At 70.7% G+C, this 24,628-nt stretch carries 29 protein-coding genes and 1 pseudogene; 6 read left to right on the forward strand and 24 right to left on the reverse strand.

What is annotated here, in order from left to right; translation table 11 throughout:
- The 4 genes and pseudogenes from ACK4HH_RS08175 to ACK4HH_RS08190 form a co-directional block, all read right to left on the reverse strand.
- A pseudogene (locus tag ACK4HH_RS08175) lies at positions 1 to 435 on the reverse strand (pentapeptide repeat-containing protein); the annotation flags it as partial.
- Between the two features lie 45 nt (positions 436 to 480).
- Positions 481 to 1,053, reverse strand: coding sequence for a YdeI/OmpD-associated family protein (locus ACK4HH_RS08180; protein WP_409650583.1), 573 nt, complete (start codon positions 1,051 to 1,053; stop codon positions 481 to 483).
- Positions 1,054 to 1,087: 34 nt separating this feature from the next.
- On the reverse strand, positions 1,088 to 1,378 hold the full coding sequence (locus ACK4HH_RS08185) for a DUF4287 domain-containing protein (RefSeq protein WP_409650585.1): 291 nt from the start codon (positions 1,376 to 1,378) through the stop codon (positions 1,088 to 1,090).
- A gap of 57 nt (positions 1,379 to 1,435) precedes the next feature.
- A complete protein-coding gene (locus tag ACK4HH_RS08190; protein WP_409650587.1) occupies positions 1,436 to 2,443 on the reverse strand; it encodes an NAD(P)-dependent alcohol dehydrogenase in 1,008 nt (335 codons plus the stop codon).
- An 88-nt stretch (positions 2,444 to 2,531) separates the two neighbouring features.
- Between ACK4HH_RS08190 and ACK4HH_RS08195 the strand changes: the two genes are divergently transcribed.
- The gene (locus ACK4HH_RS08195; RefSeq protein ID WP_409650589.1) at positions 2,532 to 3,218 is read left to right on the forward strand and encodes a TetR/AcrR family transcriptional regulator; all 687 of its coding nucleotides are present in this window, start codon (positions 2,532 to 2,534) and stop codon (positions 3,216 to 3,218) included.
- A gap of 13 nt (positions 3,219 to 3,231) precedes the next feature.
- On the opposite strand, the gene ACK4HH_RS08200 is transcribed toward ACK4HH_RS08195, so the two are convergent.
- Positions 3,232 to 3,660 (reverse strand): hypothetical protein, encoded by a 429-nt coding sequence (locus ACK4HH_RS08200; protein ID WP_409650592.1) that lies wholly within the window; start codon positions 3,658 to 3,660, stop codon positions 3,232 to 3,234.
- Positions 3,661 to 4,085: 425 nt separating this feature from the next.
- Between ACK4HH_RS08200 and ACK4HH_RS08205 the strand changes: the two genes are divergently transcribed.
- Positions 4,086 to 4,355 carry a hypothetical protein gene (locus ACK4HH_RS08205; protein ID WP_409650594.1) on the forward strand — a complete coding sequence of 90 codons (270 nt, stop codon included), beginning with the start codon at positions 4,086 to 4,088 and terminating at the stop codon, positions 4,353 to 4,355.
- A gap of 28 nt (positions 4,356 to 4,383) precedes the next feature.
- Here the strand turns inward: ACK4HH_RS08205 and ACK4HH_RS08210 are convergent, their stop codons facing one another.
- The 4 genes from ACK4HH_RS08210 to ACK4HH_RS08225 all read right to left on the reverse strand — a co-directional run bounded on the left by ACK4HH_RS08210 (position 4,384) and on the right by ACK4HH_RS08225 (position 7,310).
- Entirely contained in the window at positions 4,384 to 5,055 is a 672-nt protein-coding gene (locus tag ACK4HH_RS08210; protein ID WP_409650596.1) for a hypothetical protein, read from the reverse strand.
- A gap of 79 nt (positions 5,056 to 5,134) precedes the next feature.
- Complete coding sequence (locus ACK4HH_RS08215; protein WP_409650598.1) at positions 5,135 to 5,773, reverse strand: hypothetical protein; 639 nt, start codon at positions 5,771 to 5,773, stop codon at positions 5,135 to 5,137.
- Between the two features lie 83 nt (positions 5,774 to 5,856).
- Positions 5,857 to 6,882, reverse strand: coding sequence for a glucose-6-phosphate dehydrogenase (coenzyme-F420) (fgd, locus tag ACK4HH_RS08220; RefSeq protein ID WP_409650600.1), 1,026 nt, complete (start codon positions 6,880 to 6,882; stop codon positions 5,857 to 5,859).
- A 20-nt stretch (positions 6,883 to 6,902) separates the two neighbouring features.
- The gene (locus tag ACK4HH_RS08225; protein ID WP_409650602.1) at positions 6,903 to 7,310 is read right to left on the reverse strand and encodes a DUF4259 domain-containing protein; all 408 of its coding nucleotides are present in this window, start codon (positions 7,308 to 7,310) and stop codon (positions 6,903 to 6,905) included.
- A gap of 96 nt (positions 7,311 to 7,406) precedes the next feature.
- Between ACK4HH_RS08225 and ACK4HH_RS08230 the strand changes: the two genes are divergently transcribed.
- The gene (locus ACK4HH_RS08230) at positions 7,407 to 8,078 is read left to right on the forward strand and encodes a GAP family protein (protein WP_409650604.1); all 672 of its coding nucleotides are present in this window, start codon (positions 7,407 to 7,409) and stop codon (positions 8,076 to 8,078) included.
- Between the two features lie 27 nt (positions 8,079 to 8,105).
- Here ACK4HH_RS08230 and coaD read toward each other — a convergent pair whose 3' ends face one another.
- The 3 genes from coaD to ACK4HH_RS08245 are packed head-to-tail and all read right to left on the reverse strand — an operon-like array spanning position 8,106 to position 11,563.
- Positions 8,106 to 8,597 (reverse strand): pantetheine-phosphate adenylyltransferase, encoded by a 492-nt coding sequence (gene coaD / locus ACK4HH_RS08235; RefSeq protein ID WP_409650606.1) that lies wholly within the window; start codon positions 8,595 to 8,597, stop codon positions 8,106 to 8,108.
- 23 nt (positions 8,598 to 8,620) lie between these two features.
- Positions 8,621 to 9,319, reverse strand: coding sequence for an endonuclease/exonuclease/phosphatase family protein (locus ACK4HH_RS08240; protein WP_409650608.1), 699 nt, complete (start codon positions 9,317 to 9,319; stop codon positions 8,621 to 8,623).
- Between the two features lie 45 nt (positions 9,320 to 9,364).
- A complete protein-coding gene (locus ACK4HH_RS08245) occupies positions 9,365 to 11,563 on the reverse strand; it encodes an ATP-dependent DNA helicase RecG (RefSeq protein ID WP_409650610.1) in 2,199 nt (732 codons plus the stop codon).
- 53 nt (positions 11,564 to 11,616) lie between these two features.
- Between ACK4HH_RS08245 and ACK4HH_RS08250 the strand changes: the two genes are divergently transcribed.
- On the forward strand, positions 11,617 to 12,192 hold the full coding sequence (locus ACK4HH_RS08250) for an RsmD family RNA methyltransferase (protein ID WP_409650612.1): 576 nt from the start codon (positions 11,617 to 11,619) through the stop codon (positions 12,190 to 12,192).
- Between the two features lie 12 nt (positions 12,193 to 12,204).
- On the opposite strand, the gene ACK4HH_RS08255 is transcribed toward ACK4HH_RS08250, so the two are convergent.
- The 4 genes from ACK4HH_RS08255 to thiL all read right to left on the reverse strand — a co-directional run bounded on the left by ACK4HH_RS08255 (position 12,205) and on the right by thiL (position 14,303).
- Positions 12,205 to 12,462, reverse strand: a complete 258-nt coding sequence (locus ACK4HH_RS08255; protein WP_409650614.1) for a type II toxin-antitoxin system RelE family toxin — start codon at positions 12,460 to 12,462, stop codon at positions 12,205 to 12,207.
- Positions 12,459 to 12,707, reverse strand: a complete 249-nt coding sequence (locus ACK4HH_RS08260; RefSeq protein ID WP_409650616.1) for a type II toxin-antitoxin system Phd/YefM family antitoxin — start codon at positions 12,705 to 12,707, stop codon at positions 12,459 to 12,461. The genes ACK4HH_RS08255 and ACK4HH_RS08260 overlap by 4 nt, the downstream gene beginning before the upstream one ends.
- A gap of 59 nt (positions 12,708 to 12,766) precedes the next feature.
- On the reverse strand, positions 12,767 to 13,123 hold the full coding sequence (locus tag ACK4HH_RS08265) for a hypothetical protein (protein WP_409650618.1): 357 nt from the start codon (positions 13,121 to 13,123) through the stop codon (positions 12,767 to 12,769).
- Positions 13,124 to 13,247: 124 nt separating this feature from the next.
- Positions 13,248 to 14,303 carry a thiamine-phosphate kinase gene (gene thiL, locus ACK4HH_RS08270; RefSeq protein WP_409650620.1) on the reverse strand — a complete coding sequence of 352 codons (1,056 nt, stop codon included), beginning with the start codon at positions 14,301 to 14,303 and terminating at the stop codon, positions 13,248 to 13,250.
- A gap of 44 nt (positions 14,304 to 14,347) precedes the next feature.
- On the opposite strand from thiL, the gene ACK4HH_RS08275 reads away from it, so the two are divergent.
- Both ACK4HH_RS08275 and ACK4HH_RS08280 read left to right on the forward strand, forming a co-directional pair.
- A complete protein-coding gene (locus tag ACK4HH_RS08275) occupies positions 14,348 to 14,884 on the forward strand; it encodes a hypothetical protein (RefSeq protein ID WP_409650622.1) in 537 nt (178 codons plus the stop codon).
- Between the two features lie 50 nt (positions 14,885 to 14,934).
- On the forward strand, positions 14,935 to 15,465 hold the full coding sequence (locus ACK4HH_RS08280) for a DUF3515 family protein (protein ID WP_409650624.1): 531 nt from the start codon (positions 14,935 to 14,937) through the stop codon (positions 15,463 to 15,465).
- A 94-nt stretch (positions 15,466 to 15,559) separates the two neighbouring features.
- Here ACK4HH_RS08280 and ACK4HH_RS08285 read toward each other — a convergent pair whose 3' ends face one another.
- The 8 genes from ACK4HH_RS08285 to leuC form a co-directional block, all read right to left on the reverse strand.
- Entirely contained in the window at positions 15,560 to 16,708 is a 1,149-nt protein-coding gene (locus ACK4HH_RS08285; protein ID WP_409650626.1) for a hypothetical protein, read from the reverse strand.
- A 55-nt stretch (positions 16,709 to 16,763) separates the two neighbouring features.
- Positions 16,764 to 18,395, reverse strand: coding sequence for a Mur ligase family protein (locus ACK4HH_RS08290; RefSeq protein WP_409650628.1), 1,632 nt, complete (start codon positions 18,393 to 18,395; stop codon positions 16,764 to 16,766).
- The gene (locus ACK4HH_RS08295; RefSeq protein ID WP_409650630.1) at positions 18,392 to 19,141 is read right to left on the reverse strand and encodes an alpha/beta fold hydrolase; all 750 of its coding nucleotides are present in this window, start codon (positions 19,139 to 19,141) and stop codon (positions 18,392 to 18,394) included. Before ACK4HH_RS08295 ends, ACK4HH_RS08290 begins: the two co-directional genes overlap by 4 nt.
- Positions 19,142 to 19,245: 104 nt before the next feature.
- The gene (locus tag ACK4HH_RS08300; protein ID WP_409650750.1) at positions 19,246 to 20,292 is read right to left on the reverse strand and encodes an NAD(P)H-dependent glycerol-3-phosphate dehydrogenase; all 1,047 of its coding nucleotides are present in this window, start codon (positions 20,290 to 20,292) and stop codon (positions 19,246 to 19,248) included.
- Positions 20,293 to 20,306: 14 nt separating this feature from the next.
- A complete protein-coding gene (locus tag ACK4HH_RS08305; RefSeq protein ID WP_409650632.1) occupies positions 20,307 to 21,107 on the reverse strand; it encodes a lysophospholipid acyltransferase family protein in 801 nt (266 codons plus the stop codon).
- Positions 21,108 to 21,144: 37 nt separating this feature from the next.
- Positions 21,145 to 22,509 carry a UDP-N-acetylglucosamine 1-carboxyvinyltransferase gene (gene murA / locus ACK4HH_RS08310; RefSeq protein ID WP_409650634.1) on the reverse strand — a complete coding sequence of 455 codons (1,365 nt, stop codon included), beginning with the start codon at positions 22,507 to 22,509 and terminating at the stop codon, positions 21,145 to 21,147.
- 30 nt (positions 22,510 to 22,539) lie between these two features.
- Positions 22,540 to 23,136, reverse strand: a complete 597-nt coding sequence (gene leuD / locus ACK4HH_RS08315) for a 3-isopropylmalate dehydratase small subunit (RefSeq protein WP_409650636.1) — start codon at positions 23,134 to 23,136, stop codon at positions 22,540 to 22,542.
- 2 nt (positions 23,137 to 23,138) lie between these two features.
- Positions 23,139 to 24,623 carry a 3-isopropylmalate dehydratase large subunit gene (gene leuC, locus ACK4HH_RS08320; RefSeq protein WP_409650638.1) on the reverse strand — a complete coding sequence of 495 codons (1,485 nt, stop codon included), beginning with the start codon at positions 24,621 to 24,623 and terminating at the stop codon, positions 23,139 to 23,141.
- Positions 24,624 to 24,628 lie beyond the last annotated feature (5 nt).

Here is a 24,628-nt window from a genome sequence, read left to right on the forward strand (position 1 = left end):
CGTCGCCTCGGCGGCCTCGAGCAGCGCGGGGCGCTGCGGCCCCGCCGCGGGGTGGGCGAGCGCCTCGGCGATCCACCATTGCAGCTCGTGTAGGGCCCGGGCGTTCGGCAGGGTGGCGTACAGGTCAGCGCGGGCTGCGCGCGCATCCGGTGCATCATCGACCGCCGACTGCGACAGCCGCTGGCCGGCGCCGAAGCAGTCGTAAACCGAGCACCCGCGGTAGCCGCGCGGACGCAGCTCGGCGTGGATCGTGCACGAGCGGTCAGCAGCGAGGTTGCGGCACGGCTCGCCCGCGGGCTTGTCGTGCGCGAAGTCGGCCGACCGGGTGAAGGCGAGCGCGACGCAGCACAGCGCCAGGCACTCGCCGCACGAGGGCACGAGCAGCTCGCGGCGGTCGCCGCGGGGCAGCGCCGAACGGGGGTTCGCCTCGGTCATCCGGCGATTCTGCCGGGTCTGCGCTGTCGCGCCAACCAGGTCGGGCTAGATCGGCGACTCGCCCCGCTCGAGCTGCTCGAGGTAGCCCGCGAGCTTGCGCGCCCGGGTCTCGGCGCGCACCACGCCGTCGAGACGAAAGACGATGCCGAACCGCGCGGTCGAACTGATCGCGGCGAAAGTCACCGCGGCCGCTGGCGAGGCGTCGAGCGCCGCCTGCAGGTCTGCGGGGACGACCATGCCCTTCTGGCTGTAGGCGGCATCCCATCGACCGTCGGCCTTCGCGCGCTCGACCTGCGCGATGCCCGGCGGTCGCATGCGCCCGGCTTCGGTCAGGCGTTCGATGATGCCGACGTTGCGCTGCGACCACACCGAGCGGGGGCGCCGCGGCGTGAAGACCTGCAGCGAGTAGTCGTCGTCGAACCCGTAGATCTGGCCGTCGATCCAGCCGAAGCACAGCGCCGACTCGAGGGCCTCGTCGTACGTGATGCCGGGTGCGGTCGAGCGCTTCTTGCGCATCTTCAGGCGCACACCAGGGTGCTCGGGATGTGCCTCGAGCCACTCCTCCCACAGCTCGACACGCTCGAAGAGCATGACGGGCTTCTCGGAGTTCGCGACCATGACGCCAGCGTAGGCGGGGCCGCCGACGGGTGCGCTACTGCGGCTTCGTCGCGACGCCGTCGAGCCAGAGTGTGTCGCTCGCGTCGCTGTGTGTGCCGCCTGAGTTCACGTGCTTCGCGTCGATCGTCGGCCCCTTCTTGATGACGTGCACCATCGCCATCGCGTGTCCGCGCCCCAGGCCGTATTCGTCGGCGAGCCACTGCACGATCACGCCGGCCTTGACCCCCGGATCGTCGTAGCCCCGGGCGATCGCCTCGTCGACGAGCGCGCGCGGGGTCTTGCCGGTCTTCGCCTCGACCGCGTCGAGATATGCCTGAAACGACATGATCGCCCTTCCTCCCCGGGGTTATGGAACCTCCTCAGCGTAGGCGCGACCGGCGACTCACGAGAGCGCGACGATCACCTTGCCGCGCGCGTGCCCGCCCTCACTGCGCGCGACCGCCTCGGCGATGCGGTCGATCGGGTACACCTCGTCGACGACGACACGCAGGGCGCCCGTGCCGAGCCAGTCGGCCAGCCGCTGCAGATCGTCGGTGTCGCGCTTCGCGAGGAACGACGCGAAGGTGCGGCGCGAGAACCTCGAGCGCACCGCGAGCGCCGCCGGCGCTGCCAGCGGGCCGAGCCACTGGCCGCGAGGAGCACCGCACGAGACGAGCGCGCCGGTTGGGGTCAGGATGCGCGCCAGATCGCGCACCCGGCGATTGCCGGCGAGCTCGAACACGAGGTCGAATCGCGGCAGCCCCTCGGTCACCTCGGTGGTCGTGTAATCGATGACGTCGTCGGCCCCGAGCCGCGCGACAAGCTCGACGTTGCGCGTGCTCGTCACGGCCGTCACGTGCGCACCGAGCAGTTTGGCGATCTGCACCGCGAAGGTGCCCACCCCGCCCGAAGCGCCGATGATGAGCACGCGCGGGCGCATCGGCTCGACCTCGCCCGGGCCCCACGCGAGCGGAGCGACCAGGCCGCCGCGCCGCAGCCCCTGCAGCGCCGTGATCGCCGCGATGCCGACCCCGCCCGCCTCTGGCATCGGCAGACCGTCGGGCACGTGCACGAGGCCCGCCTCGCCCACGACCATGAGCTCGCTCCAGGCGCCGAGACCGAAGCCGAGCACCGCGTCGCCCACCGCGAACCGCGAGACGCCGGCACCCACCGACTCGACGACACCCGCGACGTCCGACCCCATGGCCTGGCCGCTGGGCTTGGGCGCTCGCAGGCCCCGCATGATCCGAACCACGTAGGGCGTGCCGCGCAGCTCGTGCCAGTCGAGCGGGTTGACCGAGCTCGCGGCCACACGCACGAGCACCTGCCCGTCGGCGGCGACGGGAGGCGGAGCATCCACCGATCGCAGCACCTCGGGCCCACCGTAGGTGGTGGCGACGATCGACTTCATGGGGGCTCCTCGGGGTGCGACGGGGTGCTTACAGTGTATGCTTACGCCGTAAGTTATCGATGGACGCCCCGCCTGTCAAGGAGACCGCATGACCCCGCCTCGGGATGCCCTGAGCCACGACCGCGTACTGCGGGCCGCGCTCGCCCTCGCCGACGCGCACGGGCTCGAGGCGCTGACCATGCGACGCCTCGGCACAGAGCTGGGGGTGGAGGCGATGTCGCTGTACCGCCACGTCGCGAGCAAAGAGGCCCTGCTCGACGCGATGGTCGACGCGATCGTGCTCGGCTGGATCGACCCGCACGACGCGCAGATCGCCGACTGGCGGGCCCGCCTTGCGGCCGTCATGCACCGCGCGCACGACGCGCTCATGGCACGCCCCTGGGCCGTCGAGCTCGTGGCGAACCGCCCCCGGGTGGGCGGCGGCCGCCTGCGCTACGCCGAGACCATCACGTCGGCGCTGCTCGACGGCGGCTTCAGCCTGCAGCTCGCCCACCACGGCCTGCACATCGTCGACGGCACGATCATGGGGTTCACCGCCCAGCAGGCCCGACGCCCGTCGGCCGCCGCCCTCGGTGACCGGGTGCACGAGCTCTACGACGGTCTGCTCGCGAACCAGTACCCCGGCATCACACGCACGATCCGCGAACGCCACGATCATGACGAGGAGTACTCGCTCATGGTCGACCTCGTGATCGACGGCCTCAACCGGCTTCGCGACGGCCTTCTTCCGCCCCGCACGGGCGCGGGGGCCACCTACGTGATCGCTCCCGCCTGACCCGGCAGGGCGATCAGCGCGGGATGCGCTCGAGCGCGAAGTACGCAGACGCGCGCGGCGTCCAGAGCCACGACAGCACGATCACCGAGATCGTGAGGCTCACGAGGCCCGCGATGAGCGCCACGCCGCCCGAGGTGAGGGCCACGACCTGCCCCACGATCGAGATGCCGCGCACGACGGTGACGATCCAGCGCGCGAGGCCGCTGCCGCGCAGCAGCGCGCCCGCGACAGCGACCACGACGATGCCCGCGACGATGATCGAGATCGCCGTCACGAACCCACCGGGCACGGGGTTCGCGACGAGCGCGGCACCCGTCACGAGCACGAGCAGCATCGAGCCACCCACGATGTCGACGATGCCGCCGACGTAGGCGAAGACGCCGATGACGGTGACGCCGGTGGGGCGGCGCTGATCGACGGTGGATGACGAGGCCTGGGTCATGGGCTCAGCGTAACGAAACGGTGAACTCTGCGACACGCCCGGGATTCGCGCTTGCGCCGGGCGCTGCGCTGCGGGTAGGTTCATCGGGCGCCAGAAGACGAAAGGAGGCCGAGCGTGTTTATTCGATTCACCGAGGGGATGATCCCCACCACCGCCGGCTTCGTCGGCGTCCTCACCGCCTGATCGGGCTGCAGCGTCTCAGCCGCCCGCGCTCTGCCGGTGGCGATGCTCTCGAAGCCCGATTCGAGCCCGCTCGAATCCGCCACGGCTCTGCCTGCTGCGCCTGATCGAGGTCGCACCGTGCAGGGCTCTCGGACGACGTGCGCCGCGTGCGCGCATCGCCCTCCCCCGCCCCGCCACGAGCGGAGCATCCGGATACCGGAATCGCACGACCGTGCGCCCGGACGCAGTGAGGACCCCTTCTGATGAACACGACCATCTCGACGACCCGACCGGGTCGCCCGTACCAGCACCCCCCGAGTCCGACGCTCGAGACCCGCGCCCCGGCGCGGAATGTCGGACTCGTCGATCGCCTCGCGCTGCGCCTCGGTGTGGCGCTCGTGGCGTGGAGCCGTCGCCCGCGACTGCTCGACGACCGCGACGAGCGGGCCCGCCGCGTGCGGGCGGCCCAGGCGACCGAGCGGCGCGAGCGGTCGATGCAGCGCGCTGCGCTGCTGACCCTGCCGCCGCGCTGATGCCCGCGCAGAGCCGGGCGTCTGGGGCCTACCGGCCCCAGGCGCTCGGCGGCGCGCTGACCACCGGCACCGGAGCGTACGACCAGTGCTGGCCGTTGTTGTACATACCCGTCGCCCACCCCGAGAACCAGATGGCGCGCTCGACCTGCTCGGTCGGCGCCAAAGCTCGCAGCGTCGCGACGATCTCGCCGTAGCGGGGCAGCGTGTTGAGCGCTTCCGCGGCGTTGGCCGCGGCATCCACGAGGTCGACGTAGCGGCCGGTGCCGCCGCCGCCGCCCGAGCCCCAGCCGTTGTTCAAAGGATTGTTGCGGTTCCACCAGCTGTCGACGAAGTTCTCTTGGCGCATCCAGCGCGTCACGACCGTGACATTGCCCTCGGTGAGCGGAAACCCGCCCATGAGCAGCACAAGCTTCGCCCAGTCGTGGTTGGTGCCCCCCGCGATGAAAGTCTCGTACCCCGGCGTCGCGCTGAAGTCGTGCCGCTCGACGACCGGCACGATCTCGGGCGATGCGACAGCGACGAGCTCTTGGGCGTTCTCGTCGACGTAAGCGGCGAAGAGCTCAGCCCGCGTCGGCGTCGAGAAACCGAGCGATGCCATGATGACGAGCCCCGCGATGATCGAGGTGAAGACGGTGCGCGGGGTCGACCAGCCGTGCCGGCGATAGGCCGGCCGAGTGCTGCGGTGGCGGTGCTTCGGCATGCGTCTGGGTTCCCCTGGGTCAGACCTCGAGCACCGCGTGGCGCGTCGAGGCCGTCTTCCAGGCTACCAGGCGCCGCGATCAGCGACCCGGAACGGACCCCGGTGGTGGTGGCGGCGGGGTGTCGGGCGCCGCGTTGGCGGCGGCATGCCGGCGCAGTAGGCCCATGAGGCTGAGCGCGTTGATGACGCGTTGAGCGGCCTCGACATCGACCTTCGCGCGCTGGGCGATCTTCTCGACGACAGCGAACCCGGCTGCGCTCGCCTTCACGATGCGCTGCTGCTCGTCTGTCATCGGCAGCAGGCCGAAATCGGGCCAGCGGTACAGGCGGTAGCGATCGCCCGAGCGCAGCCACGACGCCCGCTCGCCACCGAACGCGCGGGTGCCGATGAGCCAGAGCACGGGCTCGAGCGAGGCCCCGGCGAAGGCGGGGGGATGGTCGACGAAGTCGTCTCCCGCAAACGCAGGCTCAGCATCCCGAATCGCACGTGTGCCGATGAGCACCGTGGCGGGGTCATCGGGAAACTGCTCGAGCGGCGTCGACCACTGGAACACGTAGCCGCGCATGTCGATGAGCATCGGCTCGAAGCCCTCGGGCTGCAGGCTGACGACCATCGGAGTTGGCATACGGCGCACGGCGTGGATCGCCATGGCGGCGCCTGTCCACCCCGGTGGGGCGGGCGGCGGCACAGTCGCCGTCGTGTGCTTCACATCGGTCACGGGCACTCACCCCCGGGTTCGTCGAGGGTAATGACGCTAGGCCCGGCGCGTTCCGGCCGGGTTATGCCCGTGTTCCGCTCGTGTTACGCGAGCCCCCGTAAACGGGGGGCGAGGTCGCGCTCGAACAACTCGAGGAACCGGCGCTGATCGTGCCCCGGCGCGTGGAAGACGAGGTGGTTCATGCCGTACTCGACGTACTTCGCGATCTCGGCCACGACGGCGTCGGGGTCGTTGCCGACGATCCAGCGCTTGGCGATCTGCTCGATCGGCAGGGCGTCGGCGGCCTGCTCCATCTCGATGGGGTCGGTGATGTCGTGCTTCTGCTCTTTGCTGAGCGAGAGCGGCGACCAGAAGCGCGTGTTCTCGAGCGCGGTGTCGAGATCGGTGTCGTACGAGAGCTTGATCTCGATCATGCGGTCGATCTGCTCGAACTCGCGGCCCACCTTCTCAGCGCCCTCTTTGACCGCCGGGATGAGCTCGTCGGTGTAGAGCTCGACGCCCTTACCCGAGGTGCAGATGAAGCCGTCGCCGGCGCGACCCGCGTAGCGCGCCACGAAGGGGCCGCCGGCGGCGATGTAGACGGGGATCGGCTGCTCGGGCCGGTCGTAGATCGACGCGTCGTGCGTCGAGTAGTACTCGCCGCGAAAGTTCACACGATCCTCGGTCCAGAGCTGGCGCATGAGATCGACGCTCTCTCGCAGCCGCGCGAAGCGCTCTTTGAACTCGGGCCATTCCTGCTCGCCCGCGCCCGCGAAGCCCGTGGCGATCTCGTTGAGCGCTTCACCCGTGCCGACGCCGAGGAAGATGCGGCCCGGGTACATGACACCCATCGACGCGAAGGCCTGGGCGAGCACCGCCGGGTTGTAGCGGAACGTCGGGGTCATCACCGAGGTGCCGATACGGATGCTCGAGGTGCGCTCGCCGACCGCGGCCATCCACGTCAGCGAGAAGGGGGCGTGGCCGCCGGTGTGGCGCCAGGGCTGAAAGTGGTCGCTCACGGCGACCGACTGCATGCCGTGGGCCTCGGCGGCGACGGCGATCTCGACGAGCTCGCGGGGGTCGAACTGCTCGGCAGAGGCCTTGTAACCCAGAGTGAGAGGAAGCGTCATAGGAGCATCCTCTCACCCGCTCACTCGGCGATCGCCGCGCGCAGCGCGTCGACCGACGAGACCGCGATGGTGCGCCACTCGGCGAGCTCGTCGTCGCCCGCTTCCTCCCACAGCTCGTAGAGCTCGGAACCGTCGGGCTGAACAACACGCTCGGCGGCCGCGAGGATCAGCTCGTAGGCGGCGTCGTCGAACTGCGTTGCGAGCAGGCGGATGTCGACCTCATCGAGCTCGGCGGCGGGATCGATGCGGCCGAGCGCCGCGAGTGCCACCTCGACGAGCGCGAGCGCAATCGAGCCCTCCGGAGCTTCGAGATAGTCACCGGCGACCGCGTCGCGCAGCTCGTCGAGCGTGAAGCTGCCGTCGACGAGCGCATCGACGGCGTCGAGCGCATCGTCGTTCTCGAACGGTCCTGATCCCCATGCACCCATGCCGGTCAGCCTAGCCACTGGCGGCCGCCGGGCCGCTGGTGTTCACTGTGAGGTGCTCGCACGTCGCGATCGCGCTTCGCCTTCGAAGGGACCCCCGTGCTCGACGTCATCGCAGAGATGCTCCCCCTCGCGGTCGCCCTCGCCCTCAGCCCCCTCGCGATCGCCTCGGTCGTGCTCATGCTGCTCTCGAGCCGCCCGCGTGCCGCCAGCATCGCGTTCCTGCTCGGATTCCTGATCGCTGTCGTCGTGATCTCCGGTGTCGGCTACCTGCTCGCCGCGGTACTGCCGCACGACGGGGAGACCTCGATCTCGGCACCGATCCTGCTGCTGGCATTGGGCATCGTCGCGATCGTGCTCGCCGTGCGTCAGTGGCGTGCCCGCCCCCGGCCGGGCGACGAACTCGAACTGCCGGGCTGGATCGCGAAGGTCGAGGGCATCACGGCGCCGTCGGCCTTCGTGATGGGCGCGTTCTTCGGCGGCCTCAAGCCCAAGAACCTGCTGCTGAGCATCGGCGTGGGGGTCACGCTCGAGGCCACCGCGCTCTCGACCGGCGAGGCGGCCACCGTCGTGCTCGTCGTCGCCGTGATCGCCGCGCTGCCGATCGTGGTTCCTGTCGTGCTGGCACTCGTCGCACTCGATCGACTGAGTGGCGCGCTCGACCGCCTGCGCTCGTGGCTCATGCAGCACAACGCGGCCATGGTGGGCACGATCTTGCTGTTGGTCGGCGTGCTGCTCGCGACCAAGGGCCTGGGTGGCCTCGGCGGCTAGCGCGGCACGCGGCCGGGCATCCAGGCGTCAGTCGCTGTTCTGGCTCAGCAGGTACTCGGCGACCGCGCGCGGCACGTAGGGGGCGACGTCGCCCCCGAGCGACGACACCTGGCGCACGAGCGAGCTCGAGACGTGCGCGTGGGCCGGGTCGGGCAGCAAGAAGACGGTCTCGACGCCCGCGAGGTTGCGGTTGACGATGGCCATCGGGGTCTCGTAGGCGACGTCGACCTGGCTGCGCACACCCTTGACGAGCACCTTCGCGCCCACGTCGGTGCAGTAGTCGACGAGCAGGCCGACGCTCCAGCTCGTGACGATGATGCTCGGCGGCAGCGCCCGGTCGGCCACGGCCTGCTCGATGAGGGTCACGCGCTGCGCGATCGGCAGCATCGCCTGCTTTGCGGGGTTGTGCACCACCACCACGTGCACCTCGTCGAAGATCGCCGCGGCCCGCTCGATGACGTCGAGGTGGCCCAGGGTCACGGGGTCGAACGACCCGGGAACGACGGCAACGGTGCTCATGCGCTCAGCCTAGCGAGCGCGGGTCACTGCGGAGCGTCGACCGACCCGGCGGGCTCGGCGTACTTGGCCGTGACGAGGATCGGCAGGTGATCGGACTGCCCCTGCGGCAGGGTCGTGACCTTCGTGATGGTCAACCCGATCGAGGTGGCGAAGTCGAAGTGGCCGCGAAAGAACTTGTAGCGCGTGTACGTGCGCGCATCGCTCAATGTGACCTCGTGCCCCGTCTCTTGCACGCTCGTCGAGAGGTGGTCTTTGAACACCGGGTAGTTGAAGTCGCCCACCATGAGCGTCGGCAGGGTCGGCCCGAAGCTGTCGAGCGCCACGTGCGCCGCGCGGATCTGCGTGCGCCGCAGCGAGTTGAGCGCCGTGAGCGGCGCGGCGTGAAAGCACCCGATGACCACTTCGCGGTCGTGCTCGCGATCGATCAGGTGGCTGCCCAGCAGGCGCTCGTGCGCGGGCTTGGCGATGATGTCGTGCAGCGAGCGCTTGAGTGCGAAGGCCTTGGTGCTGAGCGCCTCGAAGCGGTCGCGGTTGTAGAAGATCGCCAGGCCCAGGCGATTGAGCCGCGTCGCATCGGCGAGGTGCAGGGGCCCGAGCTCGCGCGGCAGGTCGTCGGTGTCGACCTCCTGCAGGCACAACAGGTTGGGCGTGTAGGTCTCGACGAGCTGCTCGAGCTCGCCGCGGGCGGCATGCTTGCGCAGGTTGTACGAGATGACTCTCATGCCCCCATCCTCCCCCGATGGGCGGCCGACGACGAATCGGGCGCGCTAGTTCTTGGCCAAGAAGTCGCGCTCTGACTCATCGAGTCGGCGATCGAGGGCCGCCTTGAGCGCGGGATGCTCGCGCAGCGCCGCATCCCCCTCGAGCACCCCGGCCGCCGCCTCGCGCGCCTCGAGGATGAGGTCGCCGTCGGTGGCGACGCGCAGCAGCCGCAGGCTCGAGCGCCCGCCGCTCTGGTTCGCGCCGAGCACGTCGCCCTCGCGCCGCAGCTCGAGGTCGACCTGCGCGAGCTCGAAGCCGTCGAGCGTGGCGGCGACCGCCTCGACCCGCTCGCGCGCAAGGCTGCCCTGCTGCGCGGCGGTCACGAACAAGCACAGCCCGGGCACGCCGCCGCGCCCCACGCGGCCGCGCAGCTGGTGCAACTGGCTCACGCCGAAGCGGTCGGCGTCGGCCACGACCATGGTCGAGGCGTTGGGCACATCGACGCCGACCTCGATGACCGTCGTTGCGACCAGCACGTCGATCTCGCCGCGCGCGAAGGCCTGCATCGTCGCGTCTTTCTCGTCGGTCGACATGCGGCCGTGCAGCGGCTCGACCCGGCGCCCCGCGAGCGCGGGGTGCGATCGCAGCAGGGGCGTCAGCTCGGCAACGGTCGCGGGCGGGCGGGCCACCGCATCCGCGTCGGCGGAGCCGTCAGCCGTCTCGCGGCGTTCGACAGAATCGGTGAGCGCGTCGAGGTCGTCTTCGGGCGTCGCGGCGTCGATCGCGGGCACGACCACGAAGCCCTGCCGCCCCTGCTCGAGCTCTTCGCCGAGGCGCGCCCAGACGCGGTTCCACCAGCCGGGCTTGTCGGCGAGGGGCACGACATGGCTGACGATGGGGATGCGGCCGCTCGGCAGCATCGCGATCGTCGACACGTCGAGGTCGCCGAACACCGTCATCGCGACCGTGCGGGGAATCGGCGTGGCGGTGAGCACGAGCACGTGCGGTGGCCGGGCGCCCTTGCGGCGCAGGCTCTCGCGCTGCTCGACCCCGAAGCGGTGCTGCTCGTCGACGACGACGAGGCCGAGGTCGGCGAACTGCACCTTCTCACCCAGAAGCGCGTGGGTGCCGATCACGATGCGGGATGCTCCGCTCGCGATCGCCAGCAGCGCCGTGCGCCGCTCGGCCTGGCTCAGCTGCCCGGTCAGCAGCACGGGGCGCAGGCGGGCCGCGCGGTCAGGGCCGAGCGTCTGCACGATCGAGCGCAGGTGCTGGGCGGCGAGCACCTCGGTGGGGGCGAGCAGGGCGCTCTGCCCGCCGCTCTCGGCCACCGCGAGCATCGCCCGCACCGCGACGAGGGTCTTGCCCGAGCCGACCTCACCCTGCACGAGGCGGTTCATCGGGGTAACGGCGGCGAGGTCGCGCGCGATCTCGTCGCCGACGAGCACCTGGTCGTCGGTGAGTGTGAACGGCAGTTCGGTGTCGAAACCCGCGAGCTCGGCGCCCGGCAGGCGCGGGGTCGCGGGCTGCTCGCGCAGCGCGGCCCTCCGTTGCAGCAGCGCGGCCTGCAGCAGGAAGGCCTCGTGAAAGCGCAGGGTGTCGCGCGCACGGCGCCACTGCGCGTCGTTCTCGGGCCGGTGGATCAACTGGTACGCCTGCCCCAGGTCGAGCAGCTCGCGGTCGACCCGCACGGCGTGCGGCACGGGGTCGTCGACCGGCGGCAGGGTGTCGAGCACGACACCGAGCGCCTTCGCGATCTGCCAGCTGGCGACGGTCGACGTCGCCGGGTAGATCGGGATGGGCTGCATCGCCCACTTCTTCGCCTCGGGCCCGCTGTCGCGCTCGTCGCCCACCTCGAAGAGCTCGTAGTCGGGGTGGGCGAGCTGGCGGATCCCCCGATACTCGCCGACCTTGCCCGCGAAGATGCCGCGCGCACCGGGCGTCAGCTCGTTCTTGCGCCACGCCTGGTTGAAGAAGGTGAGCACGAGGATGCCCTTGCCGTCGGTGATGCGCACCTCGAGGATCGTGCCCTTGCGCTCGCGCATCGTCCGCTCGACGACCTCGATGACCTCGGCCACGATCGTCACGCTCTCGCCGACGACAAGCTCGCTCAGCGCCGTGAGCTCACCCCGGCGGGCGTAGCGCCGGGGATAGTGGGTCAGCAGATCGCCGACGGTAAGCATCCCGAACGCCTTCTTCAGCGAGTTCGCGCTGCGGTCGCCCAGCGCGCTGCTGAGCTTGGCGTCGAGCGGGCTGCTGGTCACGCGCTCAACGGTACCCGCGCCGCCCGACCGCCCTCGCGCACTACCGTGGGAACGTGACACGCATCATCGCCGGGTTCGCGGGCTCGTTGACACTCAAGGTGCCGAGCGCCGGCACCCGCCCCACGAGCGACCGCGTGCGCGAGGCGATCTTCAGCGCACTCGAGGCCCGCGACGCGATCGCCGGGGCGCGCGTGCTCGACCTCTATGCCGGCTCGGGCGCCCTCGCGCTCGAGGCCATCAGCCGCGGCGCCGCCTCGGCCGTGCTCGTCGAGAAGTCGTACGCGGCGGTGCAGGTGTGCAAAGCCAACGCCGCGCTCGTGCAAGGTCGGGCGGGGCGCGGCGCGAGGCCGAGCATCCAGATCATCGGCAAGCCCGCCACCTCGTACCTCTCGTCGGCGCTCGACACCTTCGACCTCGTCTTCATCGACCCGCCGTACGAGGTGGGCGGGCTCGAGCTCGACCACGTGCTCGATGGCCTCGTGCCCCGATTGGCTGTGGATGCTGTCGTCGCGCTCGAGCGCTCGTCACGCACGCCGGTTCCCGCCTGGCCTGCGGGGCTCAGGCTCGACAAAGTGTCGCGGTACGGCGAGACCGCGGTGTACTGGCTGAACCCGGAACCCACTGATTAAGGGTCTGACTGGTCAGCGCTCGCAGACATCGCGGCGGTGGCCGAGCGTCACGACGACGATCAGCAGCACGCCGTCATCGACGGTGTAGATGATGCGATAGTCGCCGACGCGCACGCGCCAGGCTGGTCGCCCACGCAAAGGCTTCGCGGCGGGCGGCCTCGGGTCGTCGCCCAGCAGCGAGATTGCCCCGCGGATGCGCTCGCGGTCGCGGTGGTCGATCTGCTTGAGGGCGCGGATCGCCGCCGGTCGCAGCTCGATGCGATAGCTCACGCCCAGCCCAGGTCTGCCTTCACCTGAGCCCAGGGGATGTTCGGCCCTTCCTCTGCCATCGCCTCGTCGAACGCCGCGGCGTCGTCGGCCTCTTCGAGCGCGTCGAGCATGCGCTCGTACTGCTCAGGGCTGATCACGACAGCCGCGCGCCGCCCGCGGCGCTCGATGAAGACCGCTTCGGTTTGCGAGCGATCAATGACCTCGGAGAACTGCTTACGGGCGTCGGCGACGCTGAGAGGGTTCACGTGCTTATTGTACATCTGCACAATCCTGATGTACTTGTGACTGTACGCTCAATGAGTCACTACCGAGTCATCTCGGGCAAGAGCCAAATCGCAGTCATCACCCCATCTTCGATCGATAGAGCGGTGCCGGTCGTGATCACGAATGCACGTGATGCGGTTACGTCGCCAACACACAACCAGCCGGAACTCTCGTCGTATGTGGTGGGCCAGGTCTCCGAATCGAGGTAGCGGTAGCCGACGCCGCTCGAATAGTCGAAGCCCATGGGTTCGAAGCGGACCTCCGCTGGCGTGAGCTCGGGGATAGCAAGGGAGCCGAGACCCCATGACTGGTGCGGGCTGAAGCCGTCCACACTCATGGCCAAGTACGTCGCGATGTCGATCGCGATTTCAAGAGTGCCCATGCTCACCACCGCCACTCCCTCTCGATGCTCCCACCCCGGTGATTCCACGAAGTGAAACGAGTACTCCTGCCGGTTGTAGAACAGACGGCCCCTCGTCGGAGTTGCGTCCCGGACCGTCAAACTGAACTGTGCGGTTGACTCACCCACGCTGCCCGCTCCACTCCTCAAACGGATCCCACCCGCCGCGCTCGTCGAACACGCGACCGTCGACGAGCAACTCCGGCCCGTGGCGGTCGGCCGCCACGACCCGGCCGATGATGCGGAAGCCGCCGGGAAGAGCATCCACGGGCGGCGCGACATCGGGCGGGAAGGTCGCCAGCAGCGAGTGGTCTTCTCCCCCGGTGAGCGCGAGCGACGCGGGCGCAGCCGGGTCGAGCCCGTGCGCGAGCGCCACCTCGCGCACCAGCGCGCTCGAGAGGTCGAGGCTGACCCCGCTCGCGCGGGCGATGCGGCGCGCGTCGAGCGCGAGGCCGTCGCTGAGGTCGAGCATGGCGGAGGCTCCGCCGAGCGCGGCGGCGACGCCGTCCGCGATCGGCGGGTGCGGCGTGAGCTGGGCGGTGAGGGGCACGGGATGCTCGGCGCGCAGTCGAGCCGCGGCCGCAGCATCCGGAGCCCCCGCAGCATCGACCCCGTGCTCGAAGAGAATCCGCAGCCCCTCGGCCGCGAGCCCCAACGAGCCGGAGACCGCGACCCAGTCGCCCGGCCGCGCGCCCGAGCGCGTCACGGGCTCGCGGTCGTCGAGGTCGCCGAACGCCGTGACGGCGATCGTCAGCACTGACGACACGCTCAGGTCGCCGCCCACAACGCCGCAACCGGGCGCGAGCGCCTCGCACGCATCGCGCAGCCCCTCGGCGAGCGCCTCGAGCTCGGCGACCGGAGTCTCGGCGGGCGCTGCGAGCGCCACCACCAGCGCGGTCGGCCGCGCGCCCATCGCCGCGACGTCGCTGAGATTCGTCGCCGCGGCCTTGAACCCGAGGTCGTGCATGGTCGACCACGCGGTGCGGAAGTCGGGGCCGTGGATCATCATGTCGGTCGTGATGACCATGCGCGCGTCGGGCGCCGCAAGCACGGCGGCGTCGTCGCCGGGGCCGAGGATCGTCGACTCGCTCTGCGGCAGCAGCGGGATGATGCGCGCGAGCGCCGCGAGCTCGCCGACCGCACCGAGCGTGTCGCTGCCGTTCTGCTGATTGATCACGGCACAACGCTAGTCGTTCTCCTTACCGGTGGTACAGTGTACGAATGACTGATGCTCCGCGTCCCGACGAGGCTCCCGAACCACCGCCCACCTCGCCGTACGGTCCGGCCGACGGCGTCGACCAGCTCTTCGGCACCCCCTCTGATGCTCCCGCGCCCGACGCCGCCGTCGCCCCGGCTGCCGCTCCGGCGCCGCACGGCGACTCGCCAGCGGTCACGCGCGCCCGGCGCACGCTCAGGCTCCTCGCGATCGTGCTGCCGCTCGCGGGCCTGGCCCTCAGCATCGTGGCGCTCGTGATCTACACCGTCACCGGGGGCTTCGGCATCGACCCCCTGAGCGAGTTCGCCGGCCTGCTGCTGACGTTCATCGGCCCGACGCTGCTCGTGCTCGGCCTGCACATGATCGTCTGGCGCGCCATGGTGCGGCCGCTCTCGCGCATGACTCCCGGCAGCCGAATCGGCATGATCATCGGCATCGGCGGGGTGCTGTCGTTCCTCAGCGTGATCCTCGTCTTCATCCTGGTCTTCATCGGGTTCATGATTCTCTCGCTGCTGTTCTCGGCGACCGACCAGGCGATGTAGGCGGCGGGCTCGAAGCCGACGCCCACCCGCGCCGCGATAGCGTGGAGACGATGTCGACACGCACCGTTCCCGCTCGCGCCCGCCGGGCATCCGCCGCCCTGCTCGTGACGGGCGTGCTCGCGCTCGCCGGGTGCGCTGGCACCGTGCCGCTCGACCCCGGGCCCGAGTCGAACAATCCCGAGTGCGCCGCGATCTCGGTGCGCGTGCCCGACACGATCGGCGAGCTCGAGCGCCGCACGACCAACGCGCAGGCGACCGCCGCGTGGGGCGAGCCGGCCGCCGTCATCTACCGCTGCGGCCTGCCCGAGCAGGGCCCGAGCGACCTGCCCTGCTTCGACGTCGACGGCGTCGACTGGCTGCTCGACGAGACCGACGTCCCACGCTACGTCTTCACGACCTATGGCCGCACGCCGGTGACCGAGGTCATCGTCGACGTCACTTACATCGCCGGAGCCGACGCCGTGCGCGCCATCAGCCCCGCCGTCTCGATCGTGGATGCTGATGCCCGGTGCCTCGCCGCGACCGACGTGTTCGGCGGCGGGTCGGTGAGCCCGACGGCCGAGCCCACCCCGAACCCCTAGCCCGCGCACATTGGCCCAGATCTGGGCCATATGGGCGCTAGGCCCACCCGAAAGCGCCCGTTTGCCCCAGATCTGGGCCGAAGGCGCGCGGGCTCTAGGCGCGCGGGCCCGAGAGCCCGACGAGCTTGCCGGCGATGCCGCCCGCGGCCCGCAGCGCGGCCCCACCGCCGAAGCCCGCCTGGGGGAACACCACGCGGCGGTCGCGCGCCTCGGCGAGCGCGTCGAGCAGCACGGTCGCGGCCGACTGCTGCGGGGCCCACAGGTAGAGCGAGAGCGCGCCGGGGATCGAGTTGACCTCGTTCACGAAGAGCTCACCGCTCGCCTCGTCGAGCAGCAGGTCGACGCGCACGATGCTCGTGAGGCGCGTGACCTCGGCGACGCGCTCCGCGAGCTCTCGGGCCTTCGCGTGAACCGCGTCGGGCACATTGGCCGGGAACTCGCGCGGGGCGCTCGTGAGCCCCGCATCCGAGCCCGCGCCACCGGCAAGGTACTTCTCGGCGTACGAGTAGAGGGCGCTGCCGGCCTCACCGCGCAGCGGCTTCTCGAGTTGCGTGATCTCGAGGCTCGGGTACGTGCGGAAGGCGATGTTGAGGTCGACGAGCTCGGGGCGGTACGGCTCGAGCACCGCGCCCGTGCGCAGGTGAACGCTCGTGGCAGCGAGCGCGCGCGCAGCATCCACGTCGTCGGCGATCTCGATGCCGATCGACGAGCCGCCGAAGCGCGGCTTGACGATGTACGGGCCCGCAAAACTCGGCTCGACGATCGTCGAGACGGCCTCGCGCGGCAGGCTCGGGATGCCCGCGGCGGTCATGAGGCCGCCGAACGCGAGCTTGTCCATGCCGACCGCCCCCGCGAAGAGCGTCGAGCCCGTGGCGGGAATGCCCAGCAGCGAGAAGACCGCGGCCGCGCCGCCGCCCTCGCCGACGCCGCCGTGCAGGCACAGCAGGGCGGCCTCGATCTCGAGGCGCTCGGCGCCGAACTTCTTGCGGCGGTACAGCCCGGGCTCGCCCGAGACACGGGCTTCGAGCACGACCGAGTCGCGCGGGGCGCCCTCGAGGTAGTCCTTCGCCTCGGTCGCGTCGGGCACGCGGAACCACTCCCCCGTCGGCGACCAGTAGATCGGCACGACGCTGTGGCCCGCGGCGGTCAACACGCGCTCGGCCTGCAGGCCCGTGAGGATCGAGATCTCGTGCTCGGGGCTCGGGCCGCCGAAGACGACGGCCCAGGGGGCAGTACCAGCCATGATCACCTAACGTGCTCGTTCGCCGCGAGAGTCATACCCCTGCCCGGGCGGCCGATCAGGGGTAGTGGTCGGGCAGATCGTTCTCGTAGAGAATAACGCCCCGGTCGCCCGCCGCCTCGACCGCGCGCGCCACGGCGGCCTCGCGGCGGTCGACCGCGATCGCCCCGGGCGCCTCGCTCGTCGCCGTGCTGGCATAGCCCGCGAGCAGCGCGGCGCGGTTCGTGCGGGCCACCGCGAAGAGTAGCCCGTTGGCCGCGCCGATCGCCGCGCCGAACGCGCGGTTGCGCTCGACCTGCACCGGCCCGAGCTCGACCATGCCGGGCGTGACGACCACGAGCGGCCCGCTTCGTTCAGCGGCGAGGGATGCCGCGCCCTCGAGGGCGCGCAGCGAGCCCACGGGGTTCGCGTTGTAGGTGTCGTCGATCACAAGCGCGCCGGTCGGAGCCTGCTGCACCTCGGCGCGGTGCTGCGAGCCGGGCAGGTCTCCGAGCCTGGCCGCGATCGCCGCGACGGGCACCCCGGCCGCCAGGGCAATACCCGCGGCGACCGCCACGTTCACGGCATGACCCGTGCCGCTGATACTCACGGGCACGGGCTCGGCACCCGTGCCGAGGCGGATCGACCACGGCTCCGCATCCGGCGCCGCATCGCTCGGCGGCACGAGCGCGACGTCGGCGTCCGTCTCGACGCGGCACGTCGTCGTGATGACCGTCTTGCCGGCGGCGCGGCAGCGGTCGGCGAGCTCGGCGAGCCGCGGGTCGTCGATGGGCAGCACGACGACGGGAGCGAGGTCGGTGATGCTCGACTTCTCGCGCAGAATCGCGTCGGTCGTGCGCATGCGCTGCAGGTGCCCTTCGCCGACGACCGTGATCGCCGCGATCGACGGCGGGAACTGCCGGCAGAGCTCGGCGATCTGCCCGGGCGCGGCCATGCCCATCTCGGCCACGAACATCTCGGTGCCCGGCACGAGCTTGTCGTTGACGGCCCGTGAGAGCCCCAGGCGGTTGTTGAAGGATGCGGGGCTCGCGACAGTCGCGAACGCCGCGCTGAGCAGGTGGGCCACGTAGTTCTTGGTGCTCGTCTTGCCGTACGACCCGGTGATGGCGACGACGCGCGCGCCCGTCTGCTTCAGCCGTTGCTGCGCCTGCGTCACGAAGCGCTGCGAGGCGGCCTTCTCGATCGGAGCCATGATGGCGAGCCCCAGATCGGTCAGCAGGGCGCTGAACAGCAGCGTCAGCGCGGGGCCGGCCGGGCCGATGAGCAGAAGTGCGGCGAGACCCACGCCCACGTGCAGCGCGATCCAGACGACGAGAAGACGCTTCAGCCGACCGGTGAACGCAAGCTTCTTCGACCGCCCCCGGGCAGGCAGGCTCACGGGGAACACCGCGAGCAGCACGAGGGCCAGCACCGAGAACGACGTGGCGATGACCGCCATCGCCCCCGGGTCGTCGCCGACGAGCGCGGCCGGGACGACGATCGCCGCCACGATGCTCGCGGCCGCCGCGATGAACACCACGAGCGACGCGGTCTGGCGCTGCACCCACAACCGGGCCATCTGCCACACAGAACCAGGAACGTAGTGCTCGCGCTGCGCGACGCGCAGCCACCGCGCGGCGATCGGGATGGCCGCGAGGTCGCTCACGAGCGCGACGATCGCGTAGCCGAGCCAGGCATCAGATGGCGTCACGACGACTCCTCGGTCTCGGCCAGCATCGCCAGCAGCTCGGCGCGCACGGCCAGTTCGAGGTCGCCCTCGAGCAGGTGGCGGCCCCCCGCGACAACACGGAACGGGGCGCCCGCGCGCTCGGCCGCGACGCGACCGGCATCGGTGGGGGCCGCCGTGTCGTGCTCACCCCACACGAAGCTCATGGGCAGGGTGCTCGCCGCGAGAGCGGCGAGCTCGTCGTCGTAGGTCTCGTTGACGAGGCGCACGAGCACGCCGCGCATGACGCCCTGGGCGGCGCGGTAGTCGGAGGATCCGCGGCGGTCGCGCAGGGCATCCATGCGGGCGTCGCTCAGCAGGCCGCGACGGTTCGCCCAGCGGGCGAGACGGTAGCCGAGCGGCGGCGGCGCGGCGGCCGTGAGGCGCACAAGCGGCACCCCCGTGAGCACGAGGCCGCGGACGAGCTCGGGGCGCGAGGCCGCGAGGCGCACGGCGACGCGACCGCCGAAGGAGTGCGCGACGATCACCACGGGCGCGAAGGCCGCGATCGCCTCGGCGACGAGCTCGGCGTACTGCTCGCTGCCCCAGGCATCATCGGGCGCGGGCGCCGGGCCGTGGCCGGGCAGGTGGATGCTCACCGCATCGAGCCCGCTCAGCACCGTCGCGAAGTCGGTGCCGTCGCGGCCCCAGCCGTGCAGTGCGACAACCCGCGGTGGGGTGGCGCCGTGCTTCTCGGCCAGCACGCGGCCGCCGGCGAGGGAGGTGATCACGCCTGCAAGCCTACCGAGCCGGATGCGCCCGCCCTGCGGGGCCGGGTCACTCGGCCGGCGGCTCGACTGCGCCGATCACTCGGCCTGCGGCTCGACCGCGCCGATCACTCGGCCTGCGGCTCGTCGGAGTCGGTGGCGAGGTGGGGCGCGAGCTCGCGCGGGTCGAGCGTGCCCTCGAGCACCTGCGCCACCTGGGCCACGATCGGCATCGAGACACCGCGCGTCGCGGCGAGCTCGAGAATGGGCCCGACCGATGCGAGCCCCTCGGCCGTCTGGTTCATCTGCGCGATGACCTGCTCGAAGCCGTAGCCCTGGCCGAGCAGCCGGCCGGCGGTGTTGTTGCGCGACAGGGGCGACTCGCACGTGGCGATGAGGTCGCCCAGGCCCGCGAGCCCGATCATCGTCTCGGGCCGTGCGCCGAAGGCCACGGCGAAGGCGCTCAGCTCGACGAGGCCGCGCGTGATGATCGAGGCCTTGGTGTTCTCGCCGTAGCCGACGCCGTCGGCGATGCCGACCGCGACGGCGATGAGGTTCTTGAGCACGCCGCCGAACTCGGTTCCGATGACGTCGGTGTTGACGAACGAGCGAAAATAGTCGTTCGACGCGACCGTCGCGACGGCGACGGCGGTCTCGTGGCTCGCGCTCGCGACGACCGCGGCGGTGGGCTCGCGCTTGGCGATCTCGAGGGCGAGGTTGGGCCCGCTGACCGCGGCGATACGGTCGCGGTCGACGCCGAGCTCTTGCTCGATGACCTCGCTCATGCGCAGGCCGGTGCCGCGCTCGACGCCCTTCATGAGGCTCACGACGGGAACGTCGGGGGGCAGGATGTCGCGGATCGACGCGAGATTGCTGCGCAGGCTTTGGCTCGGCACCGAGAGGTACACCTGCTCGGCGCCGGCGAGCACGTGCTCGAGCGAGTCGTGCCCGCGCAGGTTGGGCGGCAGGTTGATGCCGGGCAGGTAGCCCGAGTTGCGGTGCGTCTCGGTGATCTCGTGGGCGACCTCGCGTCGGCGGGCCCAGATGAGCACGTCGGCACCGCCGTCGGCGAGCACCTTGGCGAACGTCGTGCCCCACGATCCGGCGCCCAGCACGGCGACCCGGGCGGCACCGTGCTCGACGGCGCTCGAGGGCAGGCGCACGGCCTCGGTCAGCGGTGGATGCTCGCTCACAGCCGCCCGGTCTCGCTCTGGCCGTGCTTCACCGGGTCCCAGCGCTCGGCGGGCGGCGCCTCGCCGCGCAGATCGCCGAGCAGCGCCGCGATCGCCGCCATGACGCGCTCGGTGCCCTCAGCGAGCGTCGCCTGATCGAGCGGCCGGCCGACGAGGTCGCTGAGGTCGACGGGGTCGCCGATCTTGCAGGTGACGGTCTTGCGCGGGAAGAAGCTGATCTTCTTCGAGTAGCGGGCCATGATCTGCTGGGTACCCCAGTGCGCCGCGGGAATGATGGGCACGCCCGCCTGCAGAGCCATGCGCACGGCGCCGCTCTTGCCGCGCATGGGCCACAGGTCGGGGTCGCGCGTGAGGCTGCCTTCGGGGTAGATGATGACGGCGAGTTCGTTATCGACGAGCTGCTGCGCGGCCTTGAGCGGAGCATCCGACCGCCCGCGCCCCTCGCGCTCGACCGGAATCTGCCCCGACCAGCGCAGCACCGCGCCGAGCACCGGCACGCGGAACACGCTCGCCTTGGCGAGGAACCGCGGCACCCGCCCGAGCTTCCACATGAAGCGGCCCATGATGACGGGGTCGATCTCGCTGTAGTGGTTGGGAGCGAGGATGAACGCGCCAGTCTTCGGCAGCTTCTCACCGTCGATCACGGGGTAGCGCGCCATGAGCGTCAGCAGCGGCAGGCAAAACGCGGCGATCGTGTGCCACAGCAGGGTCTTCTCGCGCCGCCGCGTGCGCGCGGGAGCGGGCGCCGCAGCTGCGGCGGGGGTGACGGCGTCGTCGGCAGGGGTGGCGTCTGGCACGCCCTCCAGGGTAGTGCGTGCCCCGCTCGGCGGCGGATCAGACCAGTTCGAAGTCGGCGCCGAGCGCCGTGAGCTTGTCGATGAACAGCTCGTACCCGCGGCTGATGATGCCGACGTTGCTGATGGTCGACGTGCCCGTCGCCGCGAGCCCGGCGATGAGGTGGCTGAAACCACCGCGCAGGTCGGGCACGCGAACGGAAGCGCCGTGCAGCGGGGTCGGCCCCGTGATGACGGCGGCCTGCTCGAGCGGGCGGCGCGGCACGCGGCGCGTGATCGAGGCGAGCCCCGACTGGTGCACGACGATGTTCGCGCCCATCTCGTTGAGGGCCTCGGTGAATCCGAAGCGGTTCTCGTACACCGTCTCGTGCACGACCGATTCACCCTCGGCCTGCGTGAGCGCGACGATCAGCGGTTGCTGCCAGTCGGTCATGAACCCGGGGTGCACGTCGGTCTCGATCATGACGGGCTTGAGCGGCGTGCCGGGGTGCCAGAACCGGATGCCGTCGTCGAGCACCTCGAACTCGCCGCCGACCTTGCGGTAGACGTTGAGGAACGTCATGAGCTCTTGCTGCTTCGCCCCGCCGACGGTGATGTCGCCCTTCGTGGCGAGCGCCGCCGCGGCCCAGCTCGCGGCCTCATTGCGGTCGCCGATCGCCGTGTGGGTGTAGCCGCGCAGAGACTCGACGCCTTCGATGACGATGACGCGATTGGGTTCGACCGAGATGATCGCGCCCATCTTCTGCAGAATCGCGATGAGGTCCATGATCTCGGGCTCGATCGCGGCATTCTTGAGCTCGGTCGTGCCCTCGGCGCGCACGGCCGTGAGCAGCACCTGCTCGGTCGCCCCGACGCTCGGGAACGGCAGCTCGATGAGCGCACCCTTGAGCTTCTTCGGCGCGGTGAGGTGGATGCCCTGGTGCGACTTCTCGACGATCGCCCCGAAGGCGCGCAGCGCGTTGAGGTGGAAGTCGATGGGGCGGTCGCCGATGCGGCAGCCGCCCAGGTCGGGAATGAAGGCCTCGCCGAGCTGATGCAGCAGCGGACCGCAGAACAGAATCGGAATGCGGCTCGACCCGGCGTGCGCGTCGATCTCGGCGAAGTGCGCACCGACGACGTTGCTCGTGTCGAGCGTCAGCTCGCCCGGCGCCGTCGAGGTGATCTCGACGCCGTGCGCCTTGAGCAGCCCGCTCACGACGTGCACGTCGCTGATCTCGGGCACGCCACGCAGCACGCTCGGAGTGTCGGCGAGCAGCGCCGCGACCATCGCCTTGGTGACGAGGTTCTTCGCCCCGCGCACCTCGATGCGCCCGTGCAGCGGCTTGCCGCCGTGGATGACGATGGTGTCAGAGGTGAGGCCGACGCGAGCGGCGGCCTTCTGCGAGTCTTTCGTGAGCGAGTTCATACGACCTCAGGTGGTGGTGTCGGTCTGCCCTCAGCGGGCGGGAAGGGTGGTGGGCCGCCAGCTCTCGCGACGGGCCTCGAAATCGGTGATGGCCTGCTCGTCGCGCAGGGTCAGACCGATGTCATCGAGCCCCTCGAGCAGGCGCCAGCGCGTGTAGTCGTCAATCTCGAACGGCACGGTGATATTCCCCGCTGTAACGGTGCGCTCGACGAGGTCGACCGTGGCCTCCATGCCCGGGCTCGCCTCGAGCTCAGCCCAGAGGCGCTCGACGGTGGGCTCGTCGACCACTCCCACGAGCAAGCCTTGCTTGCCGGCGTTGCCGCGGAAGATGTCGGCGAACTTGGGGCTGATGACGGCCGCGAAGCCGAAGTCGCGCAGCGCCCAGACGGCGTGCTCGCGGCTCGAGCCGGTGCCGAAGTCGGGACCGGCGATGAGGATGCGCGGGTGGGCGTACTCGGGACGGTTGAGGATGAAGTCGGGGTCTTGCCGCCACGCCGAGAACAGCGCGTCGTCGTAGCCCGTCTTCGTCACGCGCTTGAGGAACACCGCCGGGATGATCTGGTCGGTGTCGACGTTGCTGCGGCGAAACGGCACCGCGACGCCCGTGATCGTGCTGACCTTCTCCATGGCTAGACCTGTGCCCCTTCGATCGTCGCGAACCGGCGATCGACCGGGATTCCATCGGCGATGAGGTCGCTCACGCTCGAGAGCGTGCCGCGAATCGCGGTCGAGGCGGCGACGAGCGGGCTCACCAGGTGCGTGCGCCCGCCCTTGCCCTGGCGGCCCTCGAAGTTGCGATTGCTCGTCGAGGCGCAGCGCTGGCCGGGCTCGAGCTGGTCGGGGTTCATGCCCAAGCACATCGAGCATCCCGCGAAGCGCCATTCGGCACCGAAGGCCTCGACGATCTTGTCGATCCCCTCGGCCTCGGCCTCGAGGCGCACGCGCGCCGAACCGGGAACCACGATGACGTCGACGCCCTCGGCCTTCTTCTGCCCCTTGATGATCGAGGCGAAGGCGCGCAGGTCGTCGAGCCGGCTGTTCGTGCACGAGCCCATGAAGACGACATCGACGGGGATCTGCTTCATGGGCGTGCCGGGCGTCAGATCCATGTATTCGAGCGCGCGCTCGGCGGCGGCTCGCTCGTTCGCGTCGATGATCGTCGAGGGGTCGGGCACCGACTGGCTGAGCGAGACGCCCTGGCCGGGGTTGGTGCCCCACGTCACGAAGGGCTCGAGCTCGTTCGCGTCGAGGAACACCTCGGCGTCGAAGACGGCATCGTCGTCGGTCGCCAGCGTGTTCCAGTAGGCCACTGCGGCATCCCAGTCGGCGCCCTGAGGCGCGTGCGGCCGGCCCTGCAGATAGGCGTAGGTCGTCTCGTCGGGGGCGACCATACCGGCCCGCGCTCCCGCCTCGATCGACATGTTGCAGATCGTCATACGGCCGTCCATCGACAGCGACCGGATGGCCGAGCCACGGTACTCGAGCACGTAGCCCTGACCGCCGCCCGTGCCGATCTTCGCGATGACGGCGAGGATGATGTCTTTCGCCGTGACGCCCGGCTTGAGCTCGCCCTCGACCGTGATGGCCATGGTCTTGAACGGCTGCAACGGCAGGGTCTGTGTCGCGAGCACGTGCTCGACCTCGCTCGTGCCGATACCGAAGGCCATGGCGCCGAACGCGCCGTGCGTGCTCGTGTGCGAGTCGCCGCAGACGACCGTGATGCCCGGCATCGTCAGACCCAGCTGCGGGCCGACGACGTGCACGATGCCCTGCTCGATGTCGCCGAGCGAGTGCAGGCGGATTCCGAACTCTTTCGCGTTCGCGCGCAGCGTCTCGATCTGCTTGCGGCTCGTCGGCTCGGCGATCGGTTTGTCGATCGCGAGCGTCGGCGTGTTGTGGTCTTCGGTCGCGATCGTGAGGTCGGGGCGGCGCACGGGGCGGCCCGCCATCCGCAGCCCGTCGAAGGCCTGCGGGCTCGTGACCTCGTGCACGAGGTGCAGGTCGATGTAGAGCAGATCGGGCTCGCCGTTCTCGCCCTTGGCCACGAGGTGGGCATCCCACACCTTCTCGGCCAGCGTGCGGGGGCGGTGGTGCTCAGCGGTTTCGTCAGTCATGGGAG

Source organism: Microcella sp., from assembly GCF_046296455.1.
In the GTDB taxonomy this organism is placed as follows: Bacteria; Actinomycetota; Actinomycetes; order Actinomycetales; family Microbacteriaceae; genus Microcella.